Origin of the sequence: Thermocatellispora tengchongensis, assembly GCF_014202315.1 — a bacterium.
GTDB lineage: Bacteria > Actinomycetota > Actinomycetes > Streptosporangiales > Streptosporangiaceae > Thermocatellispora > Thermocatellispora tengchongensis.
In genome coordinates, this window is record NZ_JACHGN010000013.1 from 227,260 (window position 1) to 250,341 (window position 23,082).

16 protein-coding genes, 1 tRNA gene, 1 pseudogene and 3 CRISPR repeat arrays (1 of these 21 only partly in view) are annotated in these 23,082 nt (G+C 68.8%); of the genes and pseudogenes, 5 read left to right on the forward strand and 13 right to left on the reverse strand.

Annotated elements, in window-relative coordinates; translation table 11 throughout:
- The first annotated feature begins 445 nt into the window (after positions 1 to 445).
- Positions 446 to 520: transfer RNA gene (locus tag HNP84_RS28950), tRNA-Val, on the forward strand.
- A 226-nt stretch (positions 521 to 746) separates the two neighbouring features.
- On the opposite strand, the gene HNP84_RS51355 is transcribed toward HNP84_RS28950, so the two are convergent.
- The gene (locus tag HNP84_RS51355) at positions 747 to 1,520 is read right to left on the reverse strand and encodes a transposase (protein WP_221336876.1); all 774 of its coding nucleotides are present in this window, start codon (positions 1,518 to 1,520) and stop codon (positions 747 to 749) included.
- A 324-nt stretch (positions 1,521 to 1,844) separates the two neighbouring features.
- On the opposite strand from HNP84_RS51355, the gene HNP84_RS28965 reads away from it, so the two are divergent.
- Positions 1,845 to 2,219: a hypothetical protein gene (locus HNP84_RS28965; RefSeq protein ID WP_185053104.1), complete on the forward strand. Its 375-nt coding sequence runs from the start codon at positions 1,845 to 1,847 to the stop codon at positions 2,217 to 2,219.
- A 71-nt stretch (positions 2,220 to 2,290) separates the two neighbouring features.
- Here HNP84_RS28965 and HNP84_RS28970 read toward each other — a convergent pair whose 3' ends face one another.
- The gene (locus tag HNP84_RS28970) at positions 2,291 to 2,524 is read right to left on the reverse strand and encodes a Flp family type IVb pilin (RefSeq protein WP_246518833.1); all 234 of its coding nucleotides are present in this window, start codon (positions 2,522 to 2,524) and stop codon (positions 2,291 to 2,293) included.
- A 185-nt stretch (positions 2,525 to 2,709) separates the two neighbouring features.
- Here HNP84_RS28970 and HNP84_RS28975 point away from each other — a divergent pair, with 185 nt between their 5' ends.
- Positions 2,710 to 2,961 (forward strand): hypothetical protein, encoded by a 252-nt coding sequence (locus HNP84_RS28975; protein ID WP_185053105.1) that lies wholly within the window; start codon positions 2,710 to 2,712, stop codon positions 2,959 to 2,961.
- A gap of 8 nt (positions 2,962 to 2,969) precedes the next feature.
- Here the strand turns inward: HNP84_RS28975 and HNP84_RS28980 are convergent, their stop codons facing one another.
- Complete coding sequence (locus HNP84_RS28980) at positions 2,970 to 3,383, reverse strand: hypothetical protein (protein ID WP_185053106.1); 414 nt, start codon at positions 3,381 to 3,383, stop codon at positions 2,970 to 2,972.
- Positions 3,384 to 3,868: 485 nt separating this feature from the next.
- On the opposite strand from HNP84_RS28980, the pseudogene HNP84_RS28985 reads away from it, so the two are divergent.
- A pseudogene (locus HNP84_RS28985) lies at positions 3,869 to 4,640 on the forward strand (transposase family protein).
- Between the two features lie 363 nt (positions 4,641 to 5,003).
- Here the strand turns inward: HNP84_RS28985 and HNP84_RS28990 are convergent.
- Positions 5,004 to 5,513: a hypothetical protein gene (locus HNP84_RS28990; RefSeq protein WP_185053107.1), complete on the reverse strand. Its 510-nt coding sequence runs from the start codon at positions 5,511 to 5,513 to the stop codon at positions 5,004 to 5,006.
- Positions 5,507 to 13,132: a polymorphic toxin-type HINT domain-containing protein gene (locus HNP84_RS28995; protein WP_185053108.1), complete on the reverse strand. Its 7,626-nt coding sequence runs from the start codon at positions 13,130 to 13,132 to the stop codon at positions 5,507 to 5,509. The genes HNP84_RS28990 and HNP84_RS28995 overlap by 7 nt, the downstream gene beginning before the upstream one ends.
- Positions 13,133 to 13,139: 7 nt before the next feature.
- Between HNP84_RS28995 and HNP84_RS29000 the strand changes: the two genes are divergently transcribed.
- Positions 13,140 to 13,640: a hypothetical protein gene (locus HNP84_RS29000; RefSeq protein WP_185053109.1), complete on the forward strand. Its 501-nt coding sequence runs from the start codon at positions 13,140 to 13,142 to the stop codon at positions 13,638 to 13,640.
- 174 nt (positions 13,641 to 13,814) lie between these two features.
- Positions 13,815 to 14,299: a CRISPR direct-repeat array (repeat unit 30 nt; unit sequence GTTGCGACCCCTCTCAGGGGCGATGAGGAC).
- 95 nt (positions 14,300 to 14,394) lie between these two features.
- A CRISPR array of direct repeats spans positions 14,395 to 14,691; the repeat unit is 30 nt; unit sequence GTTGCGACCCCTCTCAGGGGCGATGAGGAC.
- Between the two features lie 132 nt (positions 14,692 to 14,823).
- On the opposite strand, the gene cas2 is transcribed toward HNP84_RS29000, so the two are convergent.
- From cas2 to HNP84_RS29040, 8 genes are read right to left on the reverse strand one after another with little or no spacing between them, the layout of a single operon-like run.
- The gene (cas2, locus tag HNP84_RS29005; RefSeq protein WP_185053110.1) at positions 14,824 to 15,087 is read right to left on the reverse strand and encodes a CRISPR-associated endonuclease Cas2; all 264 of its coding nucleotides are present in this window, start codon (positions 15,085 to 15,087) and stop codon (positions 14,824 to 14,826) included.
- A gap of 7 nt (positions 15,088 to 15,094) precedes the next feature.
- On the reverse strand, positions 15,095 to 16,075 hold the full coding sequence (cas1b, locus tag HNP84_RS29010; protein ID WP_185053111.1) for a type I-B CRISPR-associated endonuclease Cas1b: 981 nt from the start codon (positions 16,073 to 16,075) through the stop codon (positions 15,095 to 15,097).
- Positions 16,075 to 16,572, reverse strand: a complete 498-nt coding sequence (locus HNP84_RS29015; RefSeq protein WP_312925913.1) for a CRISPR-associated protein Cas4 — start codon at positions 16,570 to 16,572, stop codon at positions 16,075 to 16,077. The genes cas1b and HNP84_RS29015 overlap by 1 nt, the downstream gene beginning before the upstream one ends.
- Positions 16,569 to 18,893: a CRISPR-associated helicase Cas3' gene (gene cas3 / locus HNP84_RS29020; RefSeq protein WP_185053112.1), complete on the reverse strand. Its 2,325-nt coding sequence runs from the start codon at positions 18,891 to 18,893 to the stop codon at positions 16,569 to 16,571. Before cas3 ends, HNP84_RS29015 begins: the two co-directional genes overlap by 4 nt.
- An 11-nt stretch (positions 18,894 to 18,904) precedes the next feature.
- Positions 18,905 to 19,555 (reverse strand): CRISPR-associated protein Cas5, encoded by a 651-nt coding sequence (gene cas5 / locus HNP84_RS29025; RefSeq protein ID WP_185053113.1) that lies wholly within the window; start codon positions 19,553 to 19,555, stop codon positions 18,905 to 18,907.
- The gene (gene cas7i, locus HNP84_RS29030; RefSeq protein WP_185053114.1) at positions 19,552 to 20,586 is read right to left on the reverse strand and encodes a type I-B CRISPR-associated protein Cas7/Cst2/DevR; all 1,035 of its coding nucleotides are present in this window, start codon (positions 20,584 to 20,586) and stop codon (positions 19,552 to 19,554) included. The genes cas5 and cas7i overlap by 4 nt, the downstream gene beginning before the upstream one ends.
- Positions 20,587 to 20,590: 4 nt before the next feature.
- Complete coding sequence (locus tag HNP84_RS29035) at positions 20,591 to 22,033, reverse strand: hypothetical protein (protein ID WP_221336877.1); 1,443 nt, start codon at positions 22,031 to 22,033, stop codon at positions 20,591 to 20,593.
- Complete coding sequence (locus tag HNP84_RS29040; RefSeq protein WP_185053115.1) at positions 22,030 to 22,758, reverse strand: CRISPR-associated endoribonuclease Cas6; 729 nt, start codon at positions 22,756 to 22,758, stop codon at positions 22,030 to 22,032. The genes HNP84_RS29035 and HNP84_RS29040 overlap by 4 nt, the downstream gene beginning before the upstream one ends.
- 304 nt (positions 22,759 to 23,062) lie before the next feature.
- Positions 23,063 to 23,082: a CRISPR direct-repeat array (repeat unit 30 nt) (it continues 277 nt past the right edge of the window).

Sequence of the window (23,082 nt, forward strand, 5' to 3'; positions counted from 1 at the left end):
TTCCGCCTACAGGCCCTTCTGTAACGCACATCACAGCGGGACATTCGGGTCCCTACCTGGTCAAACACCACCGAAAGGCCCGTGTTCGCCGGGGTTTTGCGTGTCACTACGGCTCGTCCGGGCCCTCCCGCAGAAGATCGCCGCTGGACCCGCGCGGCCCTCCCTGCTGGACGTCCCTGGACGAATGCTCTCAGCTCCGTTCCTATCGTGTCACCGCGGGTCAGCACGATGCTATGACACCCGACCCTCCCCCCGTGCGCATCCGCGACCATTCCCCCCAACTAACCCCCACCGCCTCCGCTCAGGCCCCCTCCCGACCGCCGCCCAGGCCCACTCCCGACCGCCACCCGACCATCGCCCCGCGCCCCTCTCGATCGTCGCTTCGCCACCACCCCCCGAAGTGCGGTATGGTTTTCCCGTCGGCACCGCAAGGGGCCGCACACCAGGGCGATTAGCTCAGCGGGAGAGCGCTTCGTTCACACCGAAGAGGTCACTGGTTCGATCCCAGTATCGCCCACCAGATTCTCGCAGGTCAGAGGCCGGTTCGCCACCCAGGCGACCGGCCTTTGCAGTGTCTGGACCGTCGTTGGACCGTGGGACCGGCCGTCACCCACCCCGCCGGACCGTCACGACACCCTCGCCGCGGTCCCGCCGGTCCGGAATGTTCAACTGACCGGCCTTCCCCTGCGCCAGCAGGCCGAGACCTGACCACGTTCATCGCGGCTAGAGAGACTTCATGGCTGGGGTTACGGGGGTTGGAAATCCAGGCCGGTCTTGGCCGGGAAGCCGACGATCAGCGCCGGTCGGTACCGCATGCGCTTGAGCCGGTCTCTCACCAAGGCGATCAGCTGGTCGATGGTGCGCATGGCGAGGTTGGCCAGGCTCTTCTTCGCGTGCGCCCACACCCCCTCGACCGGGTTCAGCTCGGGGATGTAGGCGGGCAGGTAGAAGACCGTCAGCCAGGGATGTGCGGCGATCAGCCGCCTCATCTCGGCGGAGCTGTGGGTGTTCAGGTTGTCCCACACCACCACCAGCGCCCCGCTGAGCTGCTGATGGGCGGCATCGAACAACGCGGCATAGCCGGCCTCGGCGAACCCCGGCGTTCCCCTTTGCGTCCACGGAGGCCCGGCGGGAGGGGCCTGCCGACTCCAGCCGAGCCGGTGCAGCGGGGAACAGACCCCGGCCACGGTGTAGCCGACCTTGAACAGGTGCTGGATCACGTCGGCGATCCGGGCGAGGGTCCAGCACTGGTCGTCCCAGCCGTAGACCATCGGCCCTTCGGTCAGGGCCTGTTCCAGGCGCGCGAGCTGGGCGTCGTCCAGCCTGCGCCCCGCCCCGCCCGGGCCTTTGAAGACCAATGCCTCGCGTCCGCCGGTCTCCAGCGCCCGCCGACACCGGTTGGCCGGTATGCGTGACACCCGGAACTCTCGCGCGACCTGGGCATCACCGGCGGCTTCGGCGAAGCGGTCGGCCGCCCGCAGCCGCACCTGCTCGCGGCGTAATCGCTGCTCGGCGGTCACGCCACCACCATCGGGATACCTCATGCACCGGAGCTGTCACCGCAACGACCGTATGCCGGCTCACTCCCAGGCCAGGCCATATAACCCTGCCCTCTGAACGCCTTTATGAATCTACAACGTAAAGGTGTTGGCGTTTAGTGGCCCGCTCACGAGCGAGGAATGCCATGGAAGCATCACTCGTGATCTCTGCGACACGAGCAGCCATAAGGGTCAGGGCTTGCGGGGCTGCCAAGAAGAAATCTCCCGCCCCACATGCGAACCGTCACCGGTTGATTACTATGCGTTCTGACCGTGTGACGGCGTGAAACGAATTAGGGGGGACGCGTGACCCGAGCCGGCGGAGTGATCGCGATGGTGGCCACGGGCCTGAACCTGGTCTTCGCGGCGACGGCGCCGACGAGAGGCGCCGGCTGGAGCGATACTCACGGGCACGGCAGTGTGACGGTGCCGGCCGATCGGTCGATGATCAAAGTGTGCGACGGGCGGAAGGACGACCTCGCGTACAAGGCGGTCTGGCACAACGACAACTCTCTGGACGCCCGCGACTCCTTCGAGGTGGTGGCGCCCCAGGGCGGATGCGCCACCGACACCTCCCTCTTCGGTTCGGTCAAGGTCTTCAAGCTCTGTCACGGGCGCGTCGGCGGGAACCGTGTCAACTGGACCGGTTGCAAAGCCGCGGTCTGGCCCGGTGGCCGCTGACCTGCACTCCGGCGACGATCACTCCACTGGCGGCCTCCCGTGTTACCGGGAGGCCGCCGATGCGACGATGGTCAGGGTTCGGTGCCGCCGAGCCGGCTTTGGATGTCGGCCTGCTTCTGCTCGACGAGTGTGCTGATCAGCGTGGCCAGGCCCAGCGCGACACCGGCGATGATCGCGGTGATGATCGCCCACTCCACGGCGGAGGCGCCGCGTGTCGGGGCTGTGCGGGCGCGATGCGTGCGCACGGCCAGGCAGGCCCGCAGGTAGATGATCCATGGGTGCTCCAGCATGATCGGCTTCCGCATTTCACGTCCTCGCAAGACGGTGTGATCACTGATGGCGACGTTCGATCAGCAAATTGTGATCCACCTGGTCGTGAGGAGATCGTGAAACCGGGGCGGAATCTGGAGCTCCACCGCGTGTGTGCCGGGGGTGCCCGAGGCGTCCGGGTGATGACCACCGAGGCGAGCGGGAACACGCCGTCCCGGCGATGCCCCAGTGGACCTTCGTGATGGCCGCACCCGGGGAAGAGGTGGAGGACCTACGCCGGGCCGTCGCGGCCGGGGCCGAATGCCTCGTGCTGGGCCTGATGCTTGCACCGTGGCCGACCGGCCTGACGTGCGAGGTGGACGCCGAAGGTCGTATCGCCGGCCTCGACGGGCCGCAGGCGCCGCACCACTGGGTGGGCGATCGCCTGCCCACGGCGACCATGGCGCAGGCGAAGGCCCGGCTCGTCCGCTGACCGCGTCGCTACCGCGACCGGCGTGGCTGGGCCTGAGGCTCAACCGGGGTACGGCTTGCGATCGTGCTGGTGTCCACGGTCACCGTGGTATGTAGCGATTGGCGTATGTGGTGCGGGAAGTCGCTCTGGGCCAGGCGTGCGGCCTCGGCCGGGTCGGCGGAGGCCGATTCCAGCGCCGCCCGCGACGGTGCGGGGTGGCCGGTACGGACGTTCGGGTCACGGGTGAAGAACGGCGCCGCCCGCAACATGGCCCGGGTGTGATCCAGGCCCGTGGCACGTAGCCGGTCGTAGTGCTCCATCGCGTGTGGATGCAACTGCCGCAGCCGCTGTTCCGTCAGACGTACGGCGGTGGCGGCGCTGAGGTCGTCGTCCATGTACGGCACCGCCGCGCCCCACACCCGGGCCACCTCGACGATACCCACCTCCCGAAGCCATGCCGGATCATGGGCGGGGCCCACCGCAAGCGGATGGCCCGTTGCGCGGTCAGCCGCTGGCGATTCGCGGCACGTGTGGCCTCGGCGCTCGCCTGAGCTCGCCGATGTACGTGCTCGGCGTACGCCTGAGCGGCGCTGTGCGCGACGGCTACGCCGATGGACATCAGCCGTACGGATCGTTGCGCGGTTCCGCTGAGCGCCTCAGTGAACCTTTTTCAACCTCACCCCGCCTGCTCAGAGCGGGAAGCGGGCCACGATCACAGGGATCGGGCGAGTGTCATGCCAGGTCACCGAATCATGGGTCGTTGCCCGGCAACCCTCCCACCTGAGGGAATGGGGCGGTTGAAAAGGGAGGCTTTTTCAACCTGATCGCGCTGGTCAGCAGGGGCGGCACCGGGACCGGTTGGCATGAGAAGAGGCTCTCGGTAAGACAGCAGTCGACCAAGATCCGATGCCTCTACCGGAGAGCCTCGTTGCTGTCTTACCCTGCCGCGATTCCGCTGTCCAATCACACCCTGATCCGTCTGGCCGAGCTGATCCGTACCCGGCGTGCCGAGCGCCGCTGCCGGTGGCGGCGCCTGGATGCGTCCCGGCAAGCCCTTCTGGTCCTGGCCCACCTGCGCAACGGTGACACCTATGCGCGGCTGGCCGCCGGCTTCCACGTCGGCACCAGCACCGCCTGGCGCTACGTCCGCGAAGCGATCGACCTGCTCGCCGTACTCGCCGACGATGTCCACGCCGCCGTCTTACGCGCCGGCCGGCTGGCCTACACCATCCTGGACGGCACCCTGATCCCGATCGACCGGCTGGCCGACGAACGGCCGTAAACACCGACGCCACGGCATGAATGTGCAGGTCCTGGCCGATCCGCTCGGCCAGCCGGTGTGGGCCTCACCCGCGCTGCCCGGTGCCACGCATGACCTGAACGCGGCGCGCGCCACCGGCTTGATCGACGCGCTGACCGCGGCAGGGGTGAAGACCTTCGCCGACAAGGGATATCAGGGTGCGGGAGGCAGCATCCGCACGCCGTTCAAAGGCCATCGGCTACGGCCGCCGCTGTCGCGCCATCAGCGCTCGGTCAACCATGCACACGCCCGCATCCGCGCCTGCGGGGAACGCGCCGTTGCCACCTTGAAGACCTGGAAGGTCCTGACCCGGTTGCGCTGCTGCCCGCACCGCGCCACCGCGATCGTGCAGGCCATCCTCGTCCTTCAGCTCATCGAAGAAGGCCGCTACTCAAGATGAAAAGGGCTCATGGAAACAGATCCTGGCCCTGCGCGGCTTCCCTGCCCGCACTTACAAGCCCCAACACCGCCTACGACTACTCGCGTGGCAAATGGCTGGCGTGCGGCGGCCGTCGCCTGCGCTTGCCATCGCCGCTCGTCGGCACTGGGTCGGTACATCCCCGCTGCTCTTGCCGGATTGCAAGTCCTGTCAGCCCCGATTGTCCGGCTGCAAACCGACCTTACGACCAGGAAGGACGTCCACAAGCGTTTCCCCGCTGCATGCCAAGTTAACGACCGGTCTCCGGTCAGTACCGCCCGGCCGGAAAGTATGCGATCACAAGGAGCGGCCAATCCACCCCATAGTGACTATCACTACATAAAATCAAGAATTAAGACCTGCGTCAGTCGCCACCGCCTCTTCGATGAGGTTGCGCTGATACTGAATCACTGAGACGCACCGTCGATTATTGCGTTCGGCGTCTAGACTGAGATCAGGAATATCTTCCCTATCCATAGAACCTTCGTAACAGTAAGAAAGAACATTGTACACCCTTTGCGCATCTAGGCCCTCGACGGCTTCGCAACACTCCATCACCGCCGAAAGGAGGTGGGCTGTCCCGGGTTCCTCGGTCCCCTCGTACACGTCATCATAGTCCCTAATAAGTTCCGGCTGCTCCGAGACTGCTCTTTGACCTTCCGATACAGCCCGACGGCAAGCAACTAGCGCTCTCTCAAGAAAAGCACGCGTAGCTGCATCCCGAATTGGTGGAGACATTGTTGCCATCGTCCACTCGATGGCCGTTACCGCCAACGCCAATCGCCGAGTAGGGCTGAGACCATTCAGCTTCTCTCTTTCAGCAGCCATCTCATAGTCCCAGAGCAGCATCAGCACCCTCCGACCAGATCGATTCCAGGATAGCCAGCAATCCGCCCAGCACAGTCTTGCCGACTAGGACCGCACGGCGGACGAGACGTTGCCATTCTACCTTGAGCCGCGAGGCGCCCTTGATCTACGGCATTCAGCATCACCTGCTCTGCATCAGTCTGACCCGGCCCTATATACTTCGATCCACTTACTCGAGTGTACCCGAGACTGGCCGCTAACGCGCGCATAGCGGGGTTCGTCTTATTCCTATTGACGGTATAAACGTATTCTCCATCAAATTCCCCGGTCGCCACGGTCGTGCCGTTATAGGCGCGGTCTCCATACGATGAACGCATCGTTTCATGCAGGGATTTGGCATCAGAGAGAAGTTCGTCGTCAGGCTTTTTTGGACCACTATTGTGTACAAGAAGGGCCTGATCGCCAGCTACCACATGGTAGGTGTGGATGTCCTCGACCGTCAGGTTGTGGACGCGCTGGGTGGCGGTCCACTGCTTTACGGCGGTGATCTGGACGTAAGTGCCGGCGGAGGTCTGGAGCCAGGTGCCCTTGTCGAGCTGGCCGGCCGGCACCCATTCCCGCAGGTCGGGGACCCAGAAGGGGTGCTCGTCGGTAGCGATGATCACGTCCGTGGCGTCGCCGCGGTCGCCGTCGATGTCGATGGTCAGCTCGACCAGGTGCTTGACGCCGTCGCCGGTGATCAACGTGGTGACCGGTCTGGGGGCGGTGCGGCCGGTTTCGGGGTCGGTGGCCTGGACGTGGTCGCCGACCTTGACGTCCTCGATGGGCTTGGTGGTGCCGTCGGCCATCAGGACCGGGGTGCCGGGGACGAAGCTGTTGGGGCGGCGTTCGCAGCTTCCGCTGCCGTCGCCGGGGGTGCCGACCAGGGGCAGGTCGGGGGCGACGTGGTCGATGATGTCTTCGATCAGGGACTCTGTGGTGTCCTCGATGATGTCCTCGACGACGTCCTTGGCGCAGCCCTTGAAGCTGAAGCAGCCGTCGAAGTCGCTGACCGGCTCGACGCCGAAGTCGTCCATGGTGGCTTCGATGATCTCGAAGCGGCTCTCGCCGGTGGACTTGGTCTGGCTCTTCTTCTTGGTCGACTGCGCTTTCTTCTTGGTCTGCTCGGCCTTCTTTTTGGCCTTTTCGCGTTCCTTCTGCTTGGCCTTCTCCTTGGCCTTCTGCTTGGCGCGTTGCTGGGCCTTCTCCTTGGCCTTCTGCTTCGCGCGTTCCTTGGCCTTGTCCTTGGCCTGGTGCTTGGTCTTCTGCTTGGCCTTCTCCTTCGCCTTGCTCTTGATTTGCCTCTTGATCTGGTCCTTGGCCTTGTTACGGACCTGGTTCTTGACCTGCTGCTTGGCTTTGTCCTTGACCGCCTTCTTCGCCGACTGCTGGGCACCCCGTTTCACGGTGTTCTGCGCGCCCTTCTTCGCAGTCGTCTGGGCGACCTTCTTGGTCGCGGTCTGGGCGGCCTTTTTCACGGCCTGCTGCGCGGTCTTCTGCGCCAGTTGGGCGGCGGCGCGTTTGGCGGCCTCGATGGCCAGGCGTTTGGCCGCCTCGGCGGCGAGACGCTGGGCGATCTGCCGGGCGATGATCTGTGCCGCCATGCGCGCGGCCATCCACGCCAGCGGGATGCAGAACGGGCAGTTCCCGGTCGGGTCGTCGATCGACAGCGGGTCGCCGAGCGCGTAGGCGTAGCGGTTGAGGTTGAGCGAGGGGTACGGCGTGAGGGTGACGTCGTCGCGGGAGGCGAAGCCGCCGGTCCCGGGGATGTACCACCGGGCGTGCATGTTCACCTTGCCGGTGTCCGGGTCGGTGTACTCGCCCTGGTACCCCAGCCGTCGCTTGGTGCCGGTCTGCACCACCACCTCGCCGAAGGGGTCGTACGCGGTGGAGTCCACGAGCGCGGTGCCGGAGAACGTGCCCACCACATCGCCGTGCTGGTCCGACAGCACCCCGAGCGCCGGCCCGGTGCCCTCCTTCAGGCTCAGCAGCTCACCGGTGGGAGTGCGGCCGTACGTGGCCTGCACCGCGCCGGCACCGTCCGTCACCGCGACGATGTCGTTCTCGGTCCCGGAGTAGACGAAGTTCTCCGTGCCGTTGGCCGTGCTGCGGGAGGCGAGCCGGCCGAGGGCGTCGTAGGTGTAGGTGGCCTGGCCGTCGGAGACCAGGCGGTCGAAGGCGTCGAAGGTCAGGTTGCGGGTGACGCCGTTCTCGGTCTCGGTGGCCAGGGTGCCGCGCGGGGTGTAGGTGTACGTGACGCCGTCGCCGGACAGCAGCCGGTTGCGCTCGTCGTAGGTGAACGTCGCGTCGCCGGCCTTGGTGCGGTTGCCCGCGGGGTCCCACTCGTAGCGGGTGACGTTGCCGTCGGGGGCTGTCCAGGAGGTGAGCCGGCCCATCCGGTCATAGGCGTAGCTGTTGGTGCCCGCTCCGGCAGTTCCGGTGGTCACCTTGGAGATGAGCTGGTCGTCCTTGTCCCACCCGTAGGTGATCTTCGCGATCTCGACGCCGGCGCTGTTCTTGAGCGTGTGGCCGGTCAGCCGGTCCATCGCGTCGTAGGAGAAGTCCTGCGTGGTGAGCGGATTGGCGGAGGTGAGCGAGGTGACCCGGTCGGCCTTGTCATAGCTGTAGGTGAAGGATCGGCCGCTGACCGGGTCGGCCGCCGTGCGGAGCCGGTCGTCGTTGTCCCAGGTGAACGAGGCGGTCCCGCTGGTGTCCACCCGCTGGGTGACGTTGCCCATGTCGTCGTAGGTGAAGGCGGCCACCTGGGTGGTGCCCCGGCTCACCTTCGTGAGCAGGCCCCGGTCGTTGTACTCCAGGGTGTAATCGCCGATCACGGTGTCGCGGCCCGCCAGGTCGTAGCCGAAGGTACGGTCGGGCGTCGCCGCCTGGGCGCCGGTGCCGGTCTCCTTGACCAGCCGGCCCAGGTGGTCGTACTGGCGGTCGATGCGCACGCCACCGGGCTGCAGCACCGCGGTGACGTTGCCGCCCGCGTCGTAGACGTTGGTCCAGGTACGGTCGGCCGGCTGCGGGTGGGCGGTCGTAGCGGGCTCGATGACCGACTCGGCCAGCCCCAGGCTGTTGTAGGTCGTCCAGACCGTGTTGCCGCGCCCGTCCGTGGTGCGTGTCATCGCGCCGGTCGCGTCGTAGCCGTACGTCGTGGTGACCGAGACGTCGTCGGAGACGGGCTCGATCAGCTCGACCAGGGCGTCGGTGGCGTCGTACACGCGGCGCACCTTGTTGCCCTCGCCGGACGTCTCCGCAACGGGGTTGCCGGCGGCGTCGTACTCGTAGGCGACCGTGCGCTGGACCTGGCCGTTGCGGTCCAGGTCCTTGACCGCGATCTCCCGGCCCGCGAGGTCGTACTCGCTCACGGTGGCGTTGCCCAGCGGGTCGGTTGTCCTGATCAGCCGCCCGGCCAGGTCGTACCGGTATTCGGTGACGTCGAGCAGCGGGTCGGTGAACTTGGTGACCTCACCGGCGGCGTTGACCTCGTAGGCGAGCGTCCGGCCTCCGGGGGCGATCTCCTTGACCTTACGGCCCGCGGTGTCGTACTCCATGTTCGTGGTCAGGGCCGTGGGGGTCGGCTTGCGCTCGATCATCGTCAGGGTGACCTGGCGGCCGAGCCCGTCGTAGGTGGCCTCGGTACGCGCGCCGGTCGGGTCGACGCTGGCCAGCAGCTCGCCCGCGGCGTCGTACTCGTACACCCACGCCCCGCCCGGCTGTCCGCCCGGCCCCGGTTCGGTGACCCGCACCCGGTTGCCGAGGGCGTCGTACTCGGTGGACCAGATGAAGCCCCGCGGGTCGGTGTAGCGGGTCACCCGTCCCGCGGCGTCGTACTCGTACCTGGTGACCGGGGTGAGGGTGCTGCCTCCGGGCGGTGTGTACGCCGGTTCGGTGACCGTTGTGGTCCGGCCGAGCCTGTCGTAACCGACGGTGGTCACGCGGCCCTTCTCGTCGCGGGAGTGCGTGCGGCGGCCCCCGCTGTCGTAGCCGAAGGTGACCGTCGGGCGGGCCGTGGCGGCGGGAGTGCCCGCCTCCTCCACCCGCACCGGAGGCGAGCTGACCTCGACCAGTTGCCCGGCCGCGTCGTAGCGGTAGTCGGTGGTGAAGGCCGCCGGGTCGGCACCGGGCAGGTTGCCCCGGGGGTCGGTCATCTTGGTGACCAACCCGCGGTCGTCGACCGTCCAGGTAGTGACCAGGTCGGTGTCGCCGTTCTCCACCGTGCTGCGTTCGCGCACGTCGTCGGCGTTGTACCGGTGCTCGATCCGCTCGGTGCGCCCCGCGTCGGCGGCGGTCATCGCCTCGGTGACGACGTTGTCGTTGGCGTCGTAGGTGTAACGGATCTCCCGGGCCAGGCCGGCGGGGTCGAGCACCTCCCTGGTCAGCCGATCGGCCGCGTCGTACTCCATCTGGAGGATCTGCTTGCCGCCGCCGAGTTCCTGCCTGGTCAGGTTGCCGGCGAAGTCGTAGGTGTTGTTCTCCAGCACCACGGTCGTCGGCGTGGCGGAGCCGTTGAGCCTGACGTTCTCGGCGGCCACCTGCTGGCGCAGGTCATCGTTGTAGTACCTGTAGGCCAGTTTGCGGCCCAGCACGTCGACCTTCGCGCCCAGGCGCCCCTCGTTGTCGTAGGTGTAGGACTCCAGGACGAGATCGGTGGCGGGTTTCGGCGCCACCGGGCTGCCGGTCCAGTTCTTCAGAGTCCGGGTCCGCAGCTCGCCGCGCTCGGTGTAGGCGTAGTGGTAGACGTTGCCCAGTTCGTCGGTGACGCTGGTACGCGCCCCGGTGTGATCCCAGGTGTAGCGCACCACGGCGCCCTCGGGCCCGGTGACCGACTCGACCCGGCCGTAGTCGTCGTAGGTGTAGGAGACCTTCCGCTCGGGGTCGCCGCCCGTCAGGTCCACCACGCTCTCCGTCTCGCGGTGCCCGTCCGGGGTGTAGGTGTAGCGGGCCTCCGGCTGGTGCGTGACCCCGGTGATGTCGTTCTTGACCGGCGCGCCCGTGTGCGCGACCAGCCGACCGGCGGCGTCGTACCGGAACCTGGTCGTCACACCGTCCGGGAAGGCGTCGGAGACCTCCGTACGGGAGATCATCCGGCCCAGCGAGTCGTAGCCGAACCTGATCACCAGGCCGGAGGGGTCGGTGACCTCGGCGATGTCCCCGGACGCGGTGTAGCGGTAGGTGGTCTCGTTGCCCTTGGGGTCCTTCTCCGACTCCAGCAACCCCGCCGGTACGGTCCCGGTCCCGCTCGGCAGGGCCGGTTCGGTGCCGTCGGTGTAGGTGTAGACGGTGGCCCGGCCGCTGGGGAAGTCGGACGTGGCGGGCGTGGTCTCCTTGACCAGGTCGCCGAAGGTGTCGAACTCCCACCTGGTGGCGTAGGTGTTGTCGGAGGAGTTCGCCGAGCGGCCGTCCCGTGAGACGGTCATCAGGTCGTTGCGCGGGTCGAACTCGTTCTGCGTGTTGACGTGGTAGCCGTAGTACTCGGTCTGGCAACTGGTCGAGGTGCGGCACGTCGTGCTGCTGAGCACGTTCCCGCGCTCGTCGGAGGTCTGGGTGACCGTGTTGCCGTTTCGGTCCGTCACTTTCGTGGAGAAGCCGCCGGAGTCGTAGCTGTATGTCGTCTTGTACTTGAGCTGATCCGTCTCGGAGACGAGGCGATAGCCACGCCACATGTCGTGCTCGTACTGCAGCACTCCATCGTGCGGGTCGCGGACGGTGATCGTGGTCAGGCCCTTCACCCAGTCATAGGTCTGGGGGCCGACCTTCCAGGTGCCGCCGTGCTGGTCGGTGTGTGTCATCACGCGGCCGTTCTTGGGGTCGTAGGTGTTGGACATCCACGTGCGCCCCGACGGAAGGGTGATCTTCGACAGGGTGTACGGCGCCTCGGCGCGTGCCTGGTAGTGCGCCTGGACCTGCTGTGGGCTGAGCGCGCGGTCGTAGAAGGCGAACTCGTCGATCGAGCCCGGGAAGGCGAACTCGACGGGCTGGTCCTTCCCTGCCGGGCCGCCGGGGAGGTGGGAACTGGCGGAGCCGGTCCCGATCAGCGCGTTCTCCACCCAGTCGTAGGGCTCGGTGCCGATATCGGAGGTGCCCGACAGCGCACCGTCCACGTACAAGCTGGTCACGCCGCCCGAGACGGTGATGACCGCGTGGTGCCACTGGCCGTCGTCGACCCGGTTCTGCGAGGTGGCCGGCGCGATCGGCGACTCGAAGGGGAACGCGAGCCGCATCTGACCGCGCAGCTTGCCGTCGGTGCCGACGTAGAGACCCGGCGCGCCGTGCCCCGGGTTGGACGGGTTCCATGCGCCCTGCCCGGCCCAGAAGATCATTCCTGGGCCGGTGGTCTTGAACCACGTCTCGACCGAAGCGGTGTCCCCGACCTTGGGCAGCACGTTCACCAGATCGACGTAGGAGGAGGTGCCGTTGCCCCGGAAGCCGGCCGAGGTGTTCGCGGTGCCGGAGAGCGCGCCGGGCTGATCGAGCTGCACCCCCGACCCGTAGATGGCACAGCCGGACAGGCCGGTCTCGTCCGGATAGCACTGCCACTGTCCCTCCGACTGCACGATCAGGTGCTCCCCGAGCCGGTAGTAGCCGAGGGGTCGGTCGTCCAGCACGATCTCCCGGTAGCGTGACCCGCTTCCGTAGGTGTAGACGGTGCAGTTCGGCGCGGCGGCGGGCGAGCACACCTGGGTCAGGCGGTCCCCGTCGTACTGGTAGGTCCACGTCATCGCGGTGCCATCGACGGGATCGGTGGAGACCGAGGTCACGCGGTCCCCGTTCCAGGTGAAGTTCAGGGAGCGTCCGCCGGTCGCGGTCACCTTCTGCAGCCTGCCGTCGGCTCCGTAGGTCAGATCCTGGCCGCGTCCCCGGTTGTCGGTCAGCTTGATCAGGCGTCCCTGCGCGTCGAACAGGTAGACCGTGGACGCCTTGTCCATCAACTGCCAGCCGCCACCGGTGGCCTTCGCCAAGGTGAAGTGCATGGCGGCCGGCGACTGGTAACTCGTCGTGCCCGGCTTCTGCTGGAAACGCAGCAGACGACCGTCGGGATACGTCACCAGAAGCGATTCCGGCGATCCACCCTCCGACTTTATTTTCATGTCATAGCGTGTGGACCACCCCGCGCCGAACATGCCGTCGTTTCGCGGGTCAAGGCTGTTGTACGAGCGCGTTACGGCCAGCGGCGGACCGGCCACCGTGACCGAGACGTCGGAGAACGTGGTGGTGTAGTTCCCGGCGAGGTGATGGAACTCCTGCCCGTTCACACCGCGGCTCGCCAGTTGCGAACTCACTCCGGGCTGGCGGACCGCCGTGGTGAAAGTCATGTCCTGCCGGACGCTCGTATCGCCGGTGACGCCGTCGCGCGCCTGAATTTCCCACTCGTAGGACTTGCCCCACTTCAGAAAACCGCTAGGCACCCGCCAGTACGGGTTGGTCCAGTCCTGCCATGAAGACTGACGGCACGCTCCCGTACCGCCGGTGGCGGTGATCTCACAGACCTTGTACAGGCGGTCGACGTCCCACCACGGTGTGGTGCCCCTGGCGTACGCCTGGACCCGCAACTGCGGCGTGAGCGTGTCGACCTGCGCCTGGTCCTCGGGAAACGCGGAGCCGATGTCCGGAGGGGAGGCCAACGCGGCGGTGAACAAGTCGGAGGCCGACGGCTCGCGCGTCGCCGTGGCCTGCCGCCCCAGAGGGCCGTCACTCCCCAGCCTGCCCGGCGGTGTCAGGGCCGGCGCCCGGTTGAGCTTGAGGAGGTCCCGCTCGTCCGGCGGCAGTGCCCCCTTCGGGATTTCCGGGACTTCGCTCTTGGGTGTCTCCCCGGTTTCCACCGCGCGGGTCGCGCTCGCGTCGACATATGCCGGGACGCCGGCGGCGGCCAAGATCGCCGAACTCACGAACACCGCAGGCACCGACATTGCCAACCCCGACGTCACGATCCCGCTGGTCGCGGCCAAGCTCCGCTTCACCGAGGAGCACCAGCAGCAGATCCTGCGCCACTTCATCAAGGGCGGCGACCTGAGCGCCGGCGGTGTGATGCACGCCGTCACCAGCGTCGCCCAGACCATCCCCGACGCCGACATCGCCCACGACATGGAAACCCAGGCCATACGCGCAATGCGCCTGGCCGCCGCTGTCTGAATCGGTGCTCGAATGCGGCGTGGGCGCTGTTAGGGACCCACGCCGCTGGACGTAGACGATCGCTTGGCGGCCCTTCAAGGGCGTGGGTTGTGCCCGCCTTCCCGATTAGCACTGCTATCTGCACCGAGCGATGAGGACGCTGGCCAAACACCGGGTCTGCGCTGCCTGAATACGTTGCGAGCCCCTCTCAGGGGCGATGAGGACGGGTGTGGAGGGACCCCCGCCATCAAGTTGCGACCCCTCTCAGGGGCGATGAGGACCCATCCTCCTGGAGGCCCCGGACATGCCCGGCTAGTTGCGACCCCTCTCAGGGGCGATGAGGACCCTGGCGCACGCGGTGGGCGACATCGTCGCCGCCCTGTTGCGACCCCTCTCAGGGGCGATGAGGACCCGCCGATCGAGTTGCGCAGCGACCCAATGAGGGGCTTCTGGAAGTTGCGACCCCTCTCAGGGGCGATGAGGACGCGGTACGGCCACCAGTTGTGGCGGCGCCACGGGTTGCGACCCCTCTCAGGGGCGATGAGGACAGGAGATCGGCGAGGCGGCCGAGGCGTGGTTCGGCGTGTTGCGACCCCTCTCAGGGGCGATGAGGACCGCTCGTGACGATCCTGCGTGGCCGCCCGGTCGTGTTGCGACCCCTCTCAGGGGCGATGAGGACTCCTGAACAAGATGGGGGTCAGGGGGGTCACTGCGTTGCGACCCCTCTCAGGGCGATGAGGACCAGCGTCATGGGCGACGCGCCGGAGGAGGTGACGTTGCGACCCCTCTCAGGGGCGATGAGGACCGGGCGGTCTACGTCGAGCACGATGGCGCCGCTTCTGCGTTGCGACCCCTCTCAGGGGCGATGAGGACCCCCGATCATCGGCGGCGTCGGCCTCGCCATCCGCGGGTTGCGACCCCTCTCAGGGGCGATGAGGACGCAGGAGGTCCGGGACGCCTACGACCGCATGCTGGCGTTGCGACCCCTCTCAGGGGCGATGAGGACCGGACGACATCGAGCGGGCGGGCCGGGACGTGAGCGGTTGCGACCCCTCTCAGGGGCGATGAGGACCCCACGGTAAAGACGCAGGTCAAGCGCCCCTTCCCGCGGCTCCGGAGAAGCGCTTTTGCAGTGAACCTCCGGTAGTGCAGTAACCCCAGGGGGTCTGCTGCAATTTCCTTGATCATCGTGTCTCTGGCCGCTTCACAAGATATCGCTAGGTGCCGGTTGGGCAACCCCCCATTCCTGGCGCTCCGGGGTGGTGCCGGGCGGGAAGGTGAAGACGAGCACGCTGTCGTACCCCCCATCGATCACCCCCTCCACTTCGTGCCGGAAGCGGCGGAGCTGCGCCGGGCTCAGTGCGCCCTCGAAGACGCTGCGCTGGACGTGGTGCAGGTACTGCCGGCACAGCCGCAGGATGGCGGCGTTGCGTTTGGCGAGGGTGTCGTAGACGACGACCACGTACACGGTTCTCTCACCACCAGATCCGGAACGGCTTGTACGGCGTGCCCTCCAGGCAGGTGCGGGTGAGCTGCAGGGCCTCCAGGTACAGCAGTTCGTCGTAAGCGACGTTCCGTCCCAGCCCTCGATGCTGGATGGTCACGGCGAGTTCGTCGCGGACGGTCTGAACGATGAGTTTGCGGCCGGTGTCGCTGAGCATCGCCTGGTTGGTCTCGACGTCGAAGTGGGCGGGTTTGAGCTGGCCGCGGCCGGCCAGGCGTAGTAGCAGGCGTTCGGCGAACAGGGGTTTGAAGACCTCGGCCAGGTCCAGGACCAGGGAGTGGCGCTGGCGTTCCATGGTGCTGTGCAGAAAGGACAGGCCGGTGTGCAGCGGTGTGAGACGGATCGCCGACAGCAGGCGGGCGTAGGTGATGCCGTTGACGTAGCTGATGAAGGCGTTCCCGGCGTTGCGGGGCGGGCGGCGGGTGCGGCCGTTGAGCTGGAGCCAGTCGGGCAGGCGGGTGTCCAGGACGGCCCAGGCCGAGCGGCGGAAGGCGCCTTCGGCGCCCATGAGTTCCTCGCGGGTCGTGGCGGCGGCGACGCTGGCCTCCAGGACCTCCAGCGGGCGGGTGAGGAGTTTGCGGTCGATGACGCGGCGGACGTTGGCGGCCGTGGCCAGGACGAGGGCGCGGGCGATGTTCAGGGACTGTGCCGGGTCGGCGGCCAGGCGGGCCTGGGCGATGACGGTCTCGCCGGAGGTGCTGGTGTCGGAGGTGAGCAGCGAGCCGGCGTAGTCGCCGTAGTGGCTGAGGAAGTGAACGTTGATGCGGTGCTGGTTGAGCAGGGAGATCACGGCGGTGTTGATGTCGACCGGTTCGCAGGCCACGATGTCGCGCACGTCGGTGATCGGGATGTGCACCGGTGAGCCGTCCTGGCGTTCGATGCGCAGGGACTGGTCCTTGCGGCGGATGCGGCACGGCGTGGTCAGCCAGTAGGTACGGGCGGCGGTGGGCATCAGTCGTTCCAGCAGTAGTCGAGGTAGGAGCAGCCGCGGCAGGCCGTGCGGGCCGGGCGCGGCGGTGAGACGGGCGCGCGGACGACGGTCAAGACGGCGTCGATGTCGGCCTCGGCCTGGCGTTCGGCCTGGCCGGTGTAGGGCAGGCGGCTGGTGCGGCGGGTCTTGGGATAGTGCAGGATGCCGCCCTGGGCGTCCACGCCGATGGCCCGCAGCCGGTAGCAGTAGTGCATCACCTGGGCCTCGTCGGCGCGGCTCGGCTTGCCGGAGGACTTGACCTCGTGCACCCAGGCGGCGCCGTCGAGGTGGTCCAGCTTGGCGGCGCCGAGGTCGACCGGGGAGCTGCGGGTGTAGGAGGTCTCGTGCACCGCCTCGCCGAGCTGGACGGTCGCGTTGAGGTGTTCGGGCCGTACGCCGCGCGCGTACAGCCAGAGCTGGCGGTGGCAGTGGTAGAGGTACTTGACGTGCACCCCGCCCACATCCTCGGCCTCGATCACAGGATCTCACCTGCCTGGTAGGTCTCCCGGGCAGGGCCGTGGATGCGGCCCAGGCCCAGGCGCGGGCTGTAGTCGGCCTCGATGATGCGTACGCCGAGCCGTTTCTCCCACCTGGACAGGGGAGCGGCCCAGTACGGCATGGGGATCAGGTAGCGGTCGGCCAGCAGGCGACCGGCCGCCCGGCTGCCGGGCACCTGGTGCAGTGCCGCCTCGTAGGCGTCGCGGTCCTCGGCCAGTATCGCCTCGGTGCCGTCGAACAGCGCGTCGAACCGCTCGGCCAGTTCCTCGCGGCTGTCGAAGGGGTGGGTGAAGGCGAGGAAGGCGTCGGCGAAGTCGGTGGCGTGCGACATGACCTCGTCGTGCCAGGCGCGGCCCCACTCCGAGTCGTACACCTCATTCAGCCAGGCGCGGGCCTCGGTCTCATCGACCTCCCGGCCGTGATGGCGGGCGAGGACGCGCAGGCCGAGCTCCACCGGCAGGCGCGGGTAGACGCCGTCGGCGTAGTCCTGGCCGCCCGTGCGGCGCGGCGCGTACGCCGGCGGGTGCACGATGACGTCGCACGGCGGCCGGGCGGCGATGCGGTTGACGCGGCCGAAGCGCTGCAGCAGCGCCTCCAGCGGTGCGGCGGAGGTGAACAGGCGGTCGAAGTCGACGTTCAGGCTCACCTCGACCACCTGGGTGGCCACGACCAGGCCGGGCCGCCGGGGCCGGCCGAGGCCGAAGTGTTCGCCGATCTCGCGTTCCACCTCGGCGCGGTCCATGCGGCGGAAGCGGGAGTGCAGGAGGCAGGAGGTGGGGGTGGCGGAAGACAGCTCGGCGTACAGGTACTGCGCGTCGGCCACGTTGTTGGCGACCACCAGCACCGATTCGCCTTCGCCCAGGCGGGCTGTGATCTCTTCCATCGTCGCCGGGTCGGTGAGGTGGCGGTCGCGGACGATGAGGCGGTGGCGGCGCGGGGCGGCGGCGGTGCCGGCCTCGACGAGGTGCGCTTCGGCGTCCAGGGCGGTGCGGAACAGGCGGGCCAGCGCGTCGGGGAGCGTGGCCGACAGCACCGCGATCCGGCCGCCGAGCTGCTCCCACAGGTGTGCCATGGCCAGGATGTAGCCCAGGCGCCGGGCATCGTAGGCGTGCAGCTCGTCCAGCACGAACACCGAGTTGGCGGCGTCGATGAGCGTGGCGGAGTGCACCGGCCCGGCCAGGACGCCGCGCAGGATCTGGTACGGCGTGCCGACCCGCACCGTCTCGGCGAACAGCCGGGTGGCCGCGGCCCGCGCGACCGCTTTCCGCGCGGCTGTGGCCTGCTGGTCCTCGCCGTCCTCGGGGCGGATGGCCGTGGCGAGGTGGAAGGAGGCGGCTCGCGAGTGCATCACGCCGACGAGGCTGTCATCGCTGAGGAGGTCGCCCAGGCGTACGGCCATGGCGTTGATCGAGGCGAGGTAGGGCAGGGTGTAGAACACCCGGGGCACACCCCCGGTCCAGCAAGCGAGCTGGACCGCCTGCGCCGCCGCCCACAGCAGGCCCGCCTCGGTCTTGCCCGAGCCGGTCGGGGCGCGCAGCAGCAGATGCCCCTCCACCTTCGCCGCGTCCCGCTGGTGGGGGCGAAGGTCGTGTCCCCGGCGGGCGAAGCCGGCGGTCAGCCGCGCCGCGAATACGTCGTCCAGGGGCTGGTGCGGGTGCAGGGCGCCGTGCGCGGAGGATACGTGGTCGGCGAGGGTGACCGCGCCTTGCAGCAGCACGGCGGCCAGGCGCTCGTTGTGCAAGGACGGCGCGTCCCACCAGTCCAGCAGCCTGCCGAACAGGGCGTACGCCTCGCTGATCACATCCTGGCCGCGCGATGACGCGGTGACGGGAAGCCCGGCGCGCCGCGCCTTTTCCTGGAGCCACCGCGTGAGCTCGGCCGCCACTTGGGCGGGGACGGGCTGCAAGCGGTCTCGCCACTCCGGTTCCGCCGCCTGCCCGTACGCCAGCGCCAGGGAGCCGCGGTCACCGTACAGCGGGCGGTGGTGCGTGGCCACGCCGGTCGCGGTCCACATCAGCAGCCGCTCGTCCTCGATCAGCGCGGGCAGGAAACCGAGGGAGACCACCTCGTGCCGCTCGCCCCAGGACTTGACCGTGCCCCGCAGCATCGCCTGGAAGCCGTCCGGGATCTTCCCGGCGTCGTGGCACAGCGCCGCCAGGCACACGACCGGCCAGAACGTCCCCTCGAACACCGGCTCCAGCAGCGCGATCTCACCGACCCGGCGCTGTAGCGCGAGCGCCCCGTCCAGGGTGGCGGCCAGGTGGGCGGTCAGCGACTCGCGCGGGGAGCTTTTGGCGAGCATGTCACCCAGGTTCACGGCAACGCCCTCGATGGGTGGACGGGCGGAAGCAGCGCCACCGCGCGGCCGTGCTCGTCACTCCAGGCGGCGTCGGCAGCGGCCTCGCTGCGTCCGGTGCGGTCGAAGCGGTAGCCGTCCCAGCGGGTACGGCGGCGGTCCGGCGACACCGCCGTCGGCAACCTCAGCAGCGTGCCGGGGAGCGAGCGGGCGTGCTCCTCGGGCAGGAGTGCCGAGCCCTGGCGGCCGGGACCGGGGCGCAGCACGACACGCCGGGTGGTGACGCGTACGAGGTCCTGGCTGCGGCCCAGCCGCAGCGGCCACACCGGCCGGCGCAGCCGGCGCTGCCACACCTCCAGGTCCTCGGTCAGCCAGATCGTGAGCGTCGCTTCCGCCAGGAACTCGCGGTCCCGCGGCGTCACCTCGGCCTTCTTCCCGGTCGCGTCCAGCGGGTGGTAGGTCTCCAGATCGACCCCTTGGCCGCGGGCGTGGAACGCCATCGCGAACCGCAGCCCCGGGTTCACCGCGCCCCATCCGCCCGCGGCGGCGGCCAGCATGCCGCCCACCGTGGCCGGGGGCGGGCAGGGCAGCGCCACCTGCACCGCCGCGTACAGCGGGTTGCGGAAGGAGACGATCGGCGCGCTGACCGTCACCTCCAAGGCGTTCATGCCTTGGGGTCCTCGAACCAGATGTCGCGCTCGCCGCGCTCGATCTGCCCGGCCAGGTCACCGAGCAGGACGCGCGGGTGGCCGATCACCAGCGTCCCGGCCGAGACCAGATCGGCCAGCTCCGCGCGTACCTGATCACGCTGGTCGCCCAGGAAGCCGGGCGCCCAGCCGAGCAGCACCGGCCCGTCCAGCTCATCGGCCCACGCCTCGATCTCCGCCCGCAGCACGCCGCCGTCGAAGCGCACCCGGTCCGCGCGCACGCCCATCACCCGGGTGAACGGGTTGACGCCGCCCTTGACCGGCGCGAGCAGCACCAGCGCCGGGGCGCGGTCGCCGTAGTGCAGCGCCTGCTTGGCCCCGCCCCGCACCGCCGCCAGCGTGCGCAACAGCAGCGCCGCCCGGCGCCGGCGTTCGGGCATCGCCAGCCGCAGCGCCGCGCATCCCCGGAACGTGACCGCCTCCGCGCCGCCGGCCAGGGCCTGCTCGGCGGCCGGCTTCGGCAGCGCCACCTTCAACCCGGCGCCGTCCACCTCGAAGACGCCGACGCGCGGCAGGTCCAGCAGCACATCGCCCGCGAGCTCGGCGCTGTAGAACTCGTGCTCGTGGATCACCGGGTTCTCCCCGGCGCCGAAGCCGCGGCTCATCGTGCCCCAGTCCCGCGCGGGCGGGCGCGGCGCCACCGAGACGAACGTGCCCGTGGACAGCACCGTGTCCCGCTGGCACGTCCTGGCCTTGTCGCCCTTCACCGCCACCATGTAGCCGAACAGGTCATCGTCCAGGTAGAGGTCCGGACGCCCTTGGGTGTACGCCTGCTGCTTGTTCGCCTTGCCCGCCCGCACCACCGGCGAGACCGGCTCGGAGGCGGGCAACGAGTCGCGTACCCAGCGCCGGAACGCCTGCGCCGAGACGTACGGATGGACGTCCCGCCCGATCCGCATCTGCTTGACCCGGGCGAGGTTGTCCTCCCCGAGCCCGTTGTTCGGCGCCCCGGCGACCACGTCCAGGACGATCTTCCCTACCAGGTAGCTCATCGCGTCACTCCTCGCCCTTGACGAACTCGGCGTCCTCGGGATGCTCGGCGTCCTCCTCCGCCATCGCGGCGGCGACCTCGGCCCGGTCCGCCGGTCTGAAGCCCAGCTCGTGCAGCCGCTGCACCACGGCCACCGCCAGCACCTGACGGTGGAACCACGCCTGCTCCACCTCCGGGTCGAACAGCAGCCGGAACTGCCGCTCGGTGATGAGCGGGCTCTCGCTCTCCACGGCCGGGTCGAGCAGCGTGTCGATGTTGTGGCGCATCAGCCAGCGCCGCATCCGCGGCGGGTCCTTCAACGTCGCGTGGAACGCCCGGAGCCGCCCGGCCGAGTTCTCCGCGTGCAGCCAGGCGGCCACCTTCGCCCCGGCCGCCGTGATCTCGTCCACTTCGTTCTGGTTCATCAGCATCACCTCGGTCACGAAGGACAGGCACAGCTCGGCCAGGGCGTCCGTCTCCTCGCGGATCACGCCCCGGTCCAGGTGCGCGGTCAGGTAGCGGGCGCACGCTCCGGCGATCCGCTCCGGTGCCCGGAAGGCGTTACGGGCCAGGGCGACGATGCCGGGCTGGTGCCGGGTCGCGTGGGCCCGCAGCAGCGCGGGGAACCCGGTACGGCGCGGCGGGCGAGACGAGCGGCGCAACCACTCGGCCACCGGCTGGTCCATCGACTCGATCTCCAGCGTCTGGCCCCGGTTGTTGTTGCTGAACACCAGCAGCTCCACGCCCGCCGTCATCCGATCCTCGTGATGGCGCAGCGCCTGCAACGCGAGCACCTCCCGGGAGGCGATGCCGCGCGGATCGGCCCTGCCGATGGCGATGAGCTGCCGGTTACGCTCCACCTGCCGCGACAGCGTCCGCGCCAGGAACCGCTCGTCCCAGCTGTGCACGGCTATCGCGGGGCCGCCGGTGAGGCGGCAGCCGTAGGGCAGGGCGTGGAAGCCGCACAGGCACGGCCGGCACAGCGCCATGCCCAAGTGCCCGCGCGGCGTGGTGTTGCGGTACAGGTCGCTCTCGGCCAAGGGGACGTCGACCTTGCCGTAGAACCCCACCGCCTGCCGCCCGCACAGCACACACGCCGCATCGGGCCGATCCTCCGGCGCTCGCCGCCACTGGCGTACGGCGTCGCGGATCTCCTCGTCCGTGCGCTTGGCGTTGCTGGGGTGGTTCATCTTGGAGTTCGGGAAGAACGACAGGCTCGACTTCAGCCAGAACCCGTCATCGGCCTTGGTGTCGCGCTGGAGCGCCGCGCGTACGGCGTCGGCGGTCATCTGCTCCACGGCCCGCTCGAAGGCGCCGGGGAGCAGCGCCGCCGGCGAGGCCGCCTTGCCGAGGAACGCCAGCGCGTACGCGCCGATCCGCTGCAGCGGATGCGCGGTCAGCACCACTCGGCACTGCTCGTCATCGGCCACGCTGTGTGGCGCCGGGCCCGCCGCGGTACGCACGCTCACCCGCTGATCCAGCCGAACCCCGCCGCGTTGGCCTGGCCCAGCCCCCAGCTCCAGATCGCCTGCAGCGTCTGGGGGGAGCCCGTCAGCTCCACCTCGATCGGCGCTCCGGGCTTCAGCCCCTGCCCCACGGCGAAGGACCGCTTCGCGCCGACCCAGGTGATCCGGCTCAACGAGACGTCCGGGTCCAGCCCCAGCGTCTCGGCCTTCCGCCGCAGGTTGCCCTGGAAGTACGCCGGGAACTCCGGATCGGCGGGCAGCAGCCACGCCTGCCGCGTGGTCCGCGTCCCCGACTCGTCCCGGCCGCTGCCCTTCATCACCACGGGGGTGCAGGTACGCAAGCGGGCGGTGCCCGTATCGAACGCCGGCGGCTCCACCATGGCCACCTTGAGGATCCGGAACGCGGCCCCGCCCCAGTCCAGCAGCTCCCGCTCCTTGATGCCTTGCTGCAGGATGGCCGCGACCTCGAACAGAGGGCTGCCCATCTCCACCCAACCGCGACCGCCGATGGCGTACGCTCCCCGGCGGCGCGAAGCCTTGGGGAAGACCGGCGCGCCGTGCCCGAGCGGCACCATGCCGTGCGGACCGAAGCCGGAGCCGTGGAACAGCCTCCCGGCTTCGGGCGCGACGCGCGCCAGCACGTCATAGGCCAGCGACCGCCCGGGCGCCAGCACGCTCTTCCAGGGCAGCTCGGTAGCCGCGGTCGTCACCTCGATGCGGACCCGCATGATGTCCTCCCATCTCGTTCCCGCCTTCCACCCACTACAGATGGACGACGGGCCTCGCGGACGCTCCTGAGGGTTGTTTAGGCAGGTGAGAGGGGTTGTCGGGGGATCGGGCGGAGGTGGTGCCTGGCAGAGGGGGTGAAGATGGCGTTACTCTCACCGGAGGTGGAAGCCTCCTCCCTGGAGGAGAAATGGATCATGGTTTTGCAGCGAACCTCCCGGGGTTTCTGCACTACCGGAGGTTCACTGCAAAATGGCGTCTCAAGCACGTCTCGCAGGGTGTGCTGACCTGCGCCTTTACCGTGGGGTCCTCATCGCCCCTGAGAG